Genomic DNA, 7,166 nt, shown 5'->3' on the forward strand with positions numbered 1-7,166 from the left:
AGCAGTTCCGCCGCGAGGTGCGCGCCATTACCCGCGCCGGGCAGATCAAGTCGGGTGGTGAGCGCCATGAAAAAGACGACCGCCATCGGCTGGACGACCGCAGCCGTTATGTGCTGGGCTGGAGCAACGCCGCCAAGCTGGCCGCGCTGGACGCCAAACGCCGGGTGCTGGAAGCCGAGCTTGGGCAGCTGGGCAGCCAGATTGCGCAGGCTCAAGCGCAGTTGGCGCAGTGCCAAAGCCGTCTCGCCACGCTGGCCAAGCTGGTCGAATACCGCGACTACGCCGAGCTCGACTGGGCCACACCGGCCGCCCAGGCCGCCGTGCTCGAAGAAGAACGGCGTCAACTTGAGTCGGCCTCCGATGTGTTGCAGACGCTGACCGCGCAGCTCAAGGCGTTGGAGCAGGCGCAACTGGCGACCGAGCGCTCAAGCCGTGAGCAGCGCGACAAGCGCGCCAAGACCGAGCAAAAAATCACCGACATCACCCAGTTGCAAGCCGACACCCAAGCGCTGCTGGCTGCCACTGCGCCGCCAGAGGCAGGGCAGGGGGCAGCGCCGGTGGCGGGCAACCAACGCCTGGACCAGTTGCGCAGCCAGATTCTGGGTGTCCATGTGCTCACGCTGGAGTCCTGCGACAACCGCCAGCAAGACATGCGCGAGGCCCTGCAAGCCATGATTGATGCTGAAGAGCGCAAGGCACGTGGCCTGGTCGAAAAAATCGTCGATGCCATGCGCAATTTCCGCCATCGCTTTCCGCTGGCCACGCAAGACACCGATGCCTCGGTGGCCGCAGCGGGCGAGTTCCGCGCGCTGCTCAAGCAGCTCGCGGTGGATGACTTGCCGCGCTTTGAGGCCAAGTTCAAAGACCTGCTGAACCAAAACACCATCAACCAGGTGGCGCAGTTCAGCGCGCAGTTGAACAAGGAGCGCGAAACCATCAAGGAACGCCTGGCGCTGATCAACCAGTCACTGACGCAAATTGACTACAACCCGGGGCGCTTCATCGAACTGCAGGCCCAGGTCACGCCCGACGCGGAAGTGCGCGACTTTCAGACCGATCTGCGCCACTGTCTGGATAACGTGGTCTCAGGCAGCGCCGCCAGTGAAGATGGCCAGTATTCCGAGGCCAAGTTTTTGCAGGTCAAGGCCATCATCGAGCGCTTGCGCGGGCGCGAAGGGCAGGCGGAGCAAGACCGGCGCTGGGCTACCCGGGTGACCGACGTGCGCAACTGGTTTGTTTTTGCCGCCAGCGAGCGTTGGCGCGAAGACGGCCGTGAGCATGAGCATTACTCCGACTCGGGCGGCAAATCTGGCGGGCAAAAGGAAAAGCTGGCCTACACCATTCTGGCCGCCAGCCTGGCCTACCAGTTTGGCCTGGTGCGCGGCGAGGTGCGCTCGCGGGCGTTCAGGTTTGTGGTGATCGACGAGGCCTTTGGGCGCGGCTCCGACGAGTCGGCGCAGTTTGGCCTGAAATTGTTTGCCGAGCTCAATCTGCAATTGCTCATCGTCACGCCGCTGCAAAAAATTCACATCATTGAGCCTTTTGTGGCGAGTGTGGGCTTCGTGCACAACGACGAGGGGCGCGACTCGAAGCTGCGCAATTTGACGATTGAGGAATACCGCACGCAAAAAGAAGCGTTGCAGTCGGCGGCTGTGGGTGCCACCGCGCCCGTTCCCGCTACCGTCGCTACCGCCGCTAGCCCGGCGGCTGTGCCCGATCTGGCCGTGCCCGCAGCATGAACTGGACCCGCCCCGCCGATCTGCGCGCCCAGACGCTCAAGCTGTGGGAGAAAGGCGAGTTGTTGCGTGCGCTGATCGATCCGACCGTCTGGCGCCCCAGACGCTTGCGGCTGGTGGTGCCCGAGTCCAGTGCGCTCGGTGAGCAGCTCGACGCGGTGCGCGCCTGGCTGCCTGAGCTGCAGGCTGTGCCGCATGTGCGCCTGGTTTGGCGCGCGTTCACGCACCGGCTGCTGGGCGCGAGCACGCTGCCCGCCGAATGCTGGCTCGACACCTTGCCCGATGCTTTTGGCCTGATCGGCAAGACCCGCGAGGCGCGGCGCTTTGAGGCGCTGTTGCAAACCACCCGCGCCATTGATGCGACGCTGTTCGAGCGCTTGTTGCCCTGGCTGAACAAGCGCCCGCTCACCGCGCTGGCTTTGGCTATTGAGTGGCCGCGCCTGCTGTCGGTGCTGACTTGGCTGCAAGCGCACCCGCGCCCGGGCATCTACCTGCGTCAGGTGGATTTGCCCGGAGTCGATAGCAAATTTATCGAGTCGCAGCGCGGCGTGCTGACCGAATTACTGGACTTGTGTTTGCCGCCTGAAGCCATTGACCCCAGCGCCACCGGCATCGGCGGCTTTTGCCGCCGCTATGGTTTCAGGGACAAGCCGCTGCGCATCCGCCTGCGTGTGCTTGATGCCGCACTGGCGCTGCCGGGTGTGGGCGATGACCAGGACATCACGCTTACCCAAAACGACTTTGCCCAGTTGGCGCTGCCGCTGCAGCGGGTCTTCATCACCGAAAACGAGGTCAACTTTCTGGCGTTTCCGGCGTTGCCGGGCAGCGTGGTCATTTTTGGTGCCGGCTATGGCTTTGACGTGCTCGGCGGCGCCGCATGGCTACAGCGCTGCAACGTTTTTTACTGGGGCGACCTGGACAGCCACGGCTTTGCCATCCTGGACCAGCTGCGTGCCCACCTGCCGCATGCAAAGGCGCTGCTGATGGATGCGGCCACGCTGCACGCCCACCGCGCCCTGTGGGTGACCGAGCCCGCGCCCGCGCTGCGCCAGCTGACCCGGCTGAGCGCGCCCGAGGCCGCACTGTGCCAGTCGCTCATCACGGGTGACATCGCTTTGTCCACTGACCCGTTGCCGACGCGTTGGCCGCTGGGGCAGGCGATTCGGCTGGAGCAGGAGCGCCTGGCCTTTGGCTGGGTGCAAAGTGCGCTGGCAGCGCTTTGACAAAACGCTTCATACAACCCCATTTTTTTGCTTTCTTTCACTACTCTCTTCATTCAATTCATGAACGCACAACTCCCCACACTCGCAGACATTCGCACAGCAACCCTGAGCCAGGCGCTGCAGCACAAAATTGACAACAAAACCAAGCCACGCGGCTCACTCGGTCGGCTTGAAGCACTGGCGCTGCAGCTGGGCGAAATTCTGGGCACCGACAGCCCCGTGCTGCAAGACCCGCAGCTGGTGGTGTTTGCCGGCGACCACGGGCTGGCGCGCCGCGGCGTGTCGGCTTTTCCGCAGGATGTGAGCTGGCAGATGGTGGAAAACTTTTTGGCCGGAGGCGCGGCGGTGAGCGTGTTTTCACGCGCCAACCAAATTGCCCTGACCGTGGTGGATTGCGGCGTGGCGCACGACTTTTTGGCTGGCCTGCCCGCTGGCGCGCAGCGCCCCGGCCTGCGCATCTGCAAGGTGCCGGGTGGCGAACAAGGCACAGCGGATGCGTTGGAGCAGCCTGCCATGAGCGCAGCGCAGTGTCAGCAGGCGCTGCAAAACGGCCTGGAACTGGTCAAAACCCTGCCGGGCAACGCGCTGCTGCTGGGTGAAATGGGCATTGGCAACACCTCGGCGGCATCGTTGTTGCTGGCGCGCCTGACCGGGCTGGACATCGAAGACTGTACCGGTGCCGGCACTGGCCTGGACGCGGCCGCCGTGCGGCTAAAGGCCGCGATTTTGCGCGAGGTGCTGGCGCGTCACCCCGAGGCAAAAGCGCCGCTGGACGCGCTGGCCACCTTGGGTGGTTTCGAGATCGCCACCATGGTCGGTGCCGTGCTGCAAGCCGCGCGAGAGCGTCGCGTGATCGTGGTCGATGGCTTCATTGCCAGCAGTGCGGTGCTGGTGGCGCATGCACTGCAGCCGCTGGTGTTGCAACGCTGCGTGTTTGCCCACCGCTCGGGCGAGCGCGGTCACGAGTTCATGTTGCAGCATCTGGGCGTGCAGGCGCTGCTGGATTTGGGGCTGCGTCTGGGCGAAGGTTCGGGTGCGGCGTTGGCCTGGCCGCTGTTGCAGGCGGCCTGCGCCATGTTGCGTGAGATGGCCAGCTTTGAGGCTGCGGGCGTATCAGAGAAAACTGCTCCAGCACAGGTGACGGTGGTCTGATGCCTGCCACCTGCGTAGCAAGTTAACAATTTCGTTGGAACGGCAAGTCCCTGCGGCCGGGGAGCGGGTTGCCGCGCGGCCACCTCAGGGCTGAGCAATCTCCAGCATGATCTCGTTGCGCCGGAACATCGGCAGGGTCCAGGGCGGGTTGTAGCGAGCCAGTTGCGGGCTGCCGATGGGCTTGATGTTTTGCCCGGCCAGCCAGGCCACCAGTTCGTCGGTTTTGCGTTGCACGCGGGCTTCGGTGTTGAAGCCGGAGTAGCGCAGCACCGCCCAGGTCTTGGTGGGCACTTCGCGCAGCGTGACGGCCGGGTTGTTGGGCTTGGGCAGGCTGGCCAGCGTGTATTGGCTCGGCATCACAAAATGCATGCGCCACTGGCTGGCGCCTTGCAAAGCGGGCAGGCCGACGCTGCTCGCCGCCTGTTCGGCCAGCGGTGCCATGGCCACCGGTGCGGTCATGGCGATTTTTTGCGAGGGTGGCACCAGCGGTTCCATCGTCACCGGGGCGGTCATGGCGATTTTTTCAGATGCGGCATCAGCGTTTGGCAGCACTACCTGATTGTTGCCAAAAATGTAGTCGGCAATGGCCCTGAACCCCTTGCTGGAGGCGGCGTCCATGTCGCCTTCCACCGTGGTTTCGGCCACCACAAACGCTGGGTAGCGGCGCAGCTCAATCTCGTCGTGCTGCGACAGGACTTCAAATTTGGGTTCTTCGGTGGCCATGCTGGCACCTCCAGGCAGCGCCAGGGCTACCAAAAACAGGAGTCGGTGGATTACTTTCAATCGGTGTCGGCGTCTGGCGCCCCTTGATCAAGATTGGGCTGCTCGGGGGCGGCTGGCGGGTTGTCCTGGGCGGGACGGCACATTTTCTCGCCGTCCCATTGCTGGCCGCACCAGCAGCGCCCATTGGCATCAATCAGGCAGGTGCCAGTGCCACAGCAGCGGGTGTCTTCGGACATGTTCGTACCCTCCACGAGTTTCGAAATAAAAAAATGCTAACAGCACGTGCGCGTTTGGTGCAACCGGGTGTTTCGCAGTGCTTTGGAGCGTAAGGCTATTGGCGCACAAAAAGCTGATAGCCTTGGGCTCTTTTTCAGTCCTGTCCGTTGGCCTGCTCAGGCTCAGGCGCGCACTTTTGTTCATGCTTCAATTCATTCGCCACTATTTGTTGAGTTTGCAATTTTTTACCCGCATCCCGGTGACTGGGCGGCTGGCGCAGTGGGTGGGCTACAGCCCGGCCATGCTGCGGGCCAGCGCTGGTCATTTTCCGGGAGTGGGGGTGTTGGTGGGGGGCTTGCTGGCCTTGTTTACCGCTGGCTTGCTGGCCTGGTTGCCACCCACAGGGTCGGCGCCGCTGGTGGCGGCGGCACTCGGCACCGCGCTTGGGGTGTTGCTCACCGGCGCCTTTCACGAAGACGGGCTGGCCGACGTGGCAGATGGGTTGGGCGGCAGTGCTGACCGCGACCGCGCTTTGCTGATCATGAAAGACTCGCGCGTGGGTGCTTTTGGCGCCATCGCGGTGATGCTGATGCTGCTGTGCAAGGTGGCGCTGTTGGCGCTGCTGGGCGACGTGAGTGGGCCGCTGATGGTGGCTGCGCTGTTTGTGGCGCATGTGGTGTCGCGCACCTGGCCGCTGCTGACCATTCGCTTGTTAGCGCATGTGGGCGATGCGGCGGGTTCCAAGTCGAAGCCGCTGGCCGACCAGATCAGCGGGGTGGCCTTGGGCACCGGTTTGCTTTGGTGCGGCTTGGCGCTGGTCCTGGTGGTTTATGTTCAAGGTGCCACTGAATTTATCGCAATCAACATGGCCGACGCTGGCTTGCTACAGGCGCTGCTCAATGCCTTGCTGGCCTCTTTTGTCGCATGGGCGGTGATGGCGCGCTGGTTCTGGCGGCGCCTGGGCGGTTTCACCGGCGACTGCCTGGGCGCCACGCAGCAGGTCTGCGAAGTCGCCTTTTACCTCGGGCTGGGGTTGAGCCTGTGATCTGGCTGGTGCGTCATGCGCAACCTTTGATAGCGCCCGGCGTTTGTTACGGCGCGTTGGATGTGCCCGCTGACGCGCAAGCCACGCAGCAGGCGGCGCAGGGTCTTGCGCAATGCCTGCCAGCACAGGTAAGGGCGTTGGTGTCGCCGTTACAGCGCTGCCAGCAACTGGCCCAGGCCCTGCAGGTTTTGCGGCCCGATCTGCGTTTTGACACCGAGCTGCGGCTGCGTGAGATGAACTTTGGCAGCTGGGAGGGGCAGCGCTGGGATGCCTTGCCTGCTGAATCTTTTGATGCCTGGACCAAAGCCTTTTGGCGCCACCCGGTAGGTGGTGGCGAGTGTGTCGCCGACTTCATGGGTCGGGTTGCCGCAGTGTGGGATGCTGCTGTGGCGGCCAGTCTGCCCGATAGGCCGCAAGTCTGGTTGACCCATGCTGGGGTGATTCGGGCTGCGCGCTTGCTTGCATCCGGTCAGCGCGAGGTACGTGCGGCGGCCGATTGGCCAGCGGCTGCGCCCGGTTACGGGCAGTGCTGGCGTTACCTTGCGCCCTCCGTCTGGCAAGAGCTTGTCAGGTGACCTTGGAGTAGTCCGTAGCGCACATCGATTGGGTATCTGACTGGTTTCAGAACCTCTTGCTACAACCGCTAAAAATTCAAATTTTTGCAGATCGTGTGAGGAATTTAAACAGCCGAAGCCATTCGCGGCGAGGGCGCCACTCCTACAAAGTCAACGCCCTGTTAGCGTAGGAGCGGCGCCCTCGCCGCGAATGGCTGTCAGGTTCCGGCTCGTTCGGCTTGGAACGCTCCGCCAGACACCCAACGCACGCTGCTCGGGTTCTCTGCGCGTCGTCGGAGCTCTATCGGGACTACCCGGTATTCATGCCTCAAACACCAGAGCGGTTCCGGGCCATGCGGGCCAAGGCAGGTGGCCGATGTCGCAAAGCGCAGCGCGTCTGAGGCCGCCTGCCTTGGCCCGCATGGCCTGTCCCAAGCGCCAAGCGCCAAGCAGCCATCCAGTCCAATCATCAAGCCATCAATGAATGCGCCATCAACTGCGCGTTTTCGGCTGCGGC

General features: G+C 63.6%; 7 protein-coding genes. 5 read left to right on the forward strand and 2 right to left on the reverse strand.

From position 1 onward, the window contains the following. From IBX54_RS10720 to cobT, 3 genes are all read left to right on the forward strand, one after another. Window positions 1–1,739, forward strand: a 1,739-nt coding sequence (locus IBX54_RS10720; RefSeq protein WP_296542646.1) for an ATP-binding protein, incomplete at its 5' end; no start/stop codon positions are given. After that, complete coding sequence (locus IBX54_RS10725; RefSeq protein WP_296542647.1) at window positions 1,736–2,959, forward strand: Wadjet anti-phage system protein JetD domain-containing protein; 1,224 nt, start codon at window positions 1,736–1,738, stop codon at window positions 2,957–2,959. The genes IBX54_RS10720 and IBX54_RS10725, both read left to right, overlap by 4 nt. A gap of 60 nt (window positions 2,960–3,019) precedes the next feature. Beyond that, window positions 3,020–4,111 (forward strand): nicotinate-nucleotide--dimethylbenzimidazole phosphoribosyltransferase, encoded by a 1,092-nt coding sequence (gene cobT / locus IBX54_RS10730; RefSeq protein ID WP_296542648.1) that lies wholly within the window; start codon window positions 3,020–3,022, stop codon window positions 4,109–4,111. 84 nt (window positions 4,112–4,195) lie between these two features. Here cobT and IBX54_RS10735 read toward each other — a convergent pair whose 3' ends face one another. After that, window positions 4,196–4,834: a heme-binding protein gene (locus IBX54_RS10735; protein WP_296542649.1), complete on the reverse strand. Its 639-nt coding sequence runs from the start codon at window positions 4,832–4,834 to the stop codon at window positions 4,196–4,198. 56 nt (window positions 4,835–4,890) lie between these two features. Then, on the reverse strand, window positions 4,891–5,070 hold the full coding sequence (locus tag IBX54_RS10740) for a hypothetical protein (protein WP_296542650.1): 180 nt from the start codon (window positions 5,068–5,070) through the stop codon (window positions 4,891–4,893). 182 nt (window positions 5,071–5,252) lie between these two features. Between IBX54_RS10740 and IBX54_RS10745 the strand changes: the two genes are divergently transcribed. Then, window positions 5,253–6,095: an adenosylcobinamide-GDP ribazoletransferase gene (locus IBX54_RS10745; protein ID WP_296542651.1), complete on the forward strand. Its 843-nt coding sequence runs from the start codon at window positions 5,253–5,255 to the stop codon at window positions 6,093–6,095. Then, window positions 6,092–6,670 carry a histidine phosphatase family protein gene (locus tag IBX54_RS10750; protein ID WP_296542652.1) on the forward strand — a complete coding sequence of 193 codons (579 nt, stop codon included), beginning with the start codon at window positions 6,092–6,094 and terminating at the stop codon, window positions 6,668–6,670. Before IBX54_RS10745 ends, IBX54_RS10750 begins: the two co-directional genes overlap by 4 nt. Window positions 6,671–7,166 lie beyond the last annotated feature (496 nt).

It is taken from the genome of Rhodoferax sp. (assembly GCF_014859475.1).
Classification (GTDB): domain Bacteria; phylum Pseudomonadota; class Gammaproteobacteria; order Burkholderiales; family Burkholderiaceae_C; genus Rhodoferax.

Excerpts from the sequence above, each read along its gene's own strand:
- cobT (WP_296542648.1), top strand. The coding sequence starts at position 3,020 with ATGAACGCACAACTCCCCACACTCGCAGACATTCGCACAGCAACCCTG.
- IBX54_RS10735 (WP_296542649.1), bottom strand. The coding sequence starts at position 4,834 with ATGGCCACCGAAGAACCCAAATTTGAAGTCCTGTCGCAGCACGACGAG.
- IBX54_RS10745 (WP_296542651.1), top strand. The coding sequence starts at position 5,253 with ATGCTTCAATTCATTCGCCACTATTTGTTGAGTTTGCAATTTTTTACC.
- IBX54_RS10740 (WP_296542650.1), bottom strand. The coding sequence starts at position 5,070 with ATGTCCGAAGACACCCGCTGCTGTGGCACTGGCACCTGCCTGATTGAT.
- IBX54_RS10725 (WP_296542647.1), top strand. The coding sequence starts at position 1,736 with ATGAACTGGACCCGCCCCGCCGATCTGCGCGCCCAGACGCTCAAGCTG.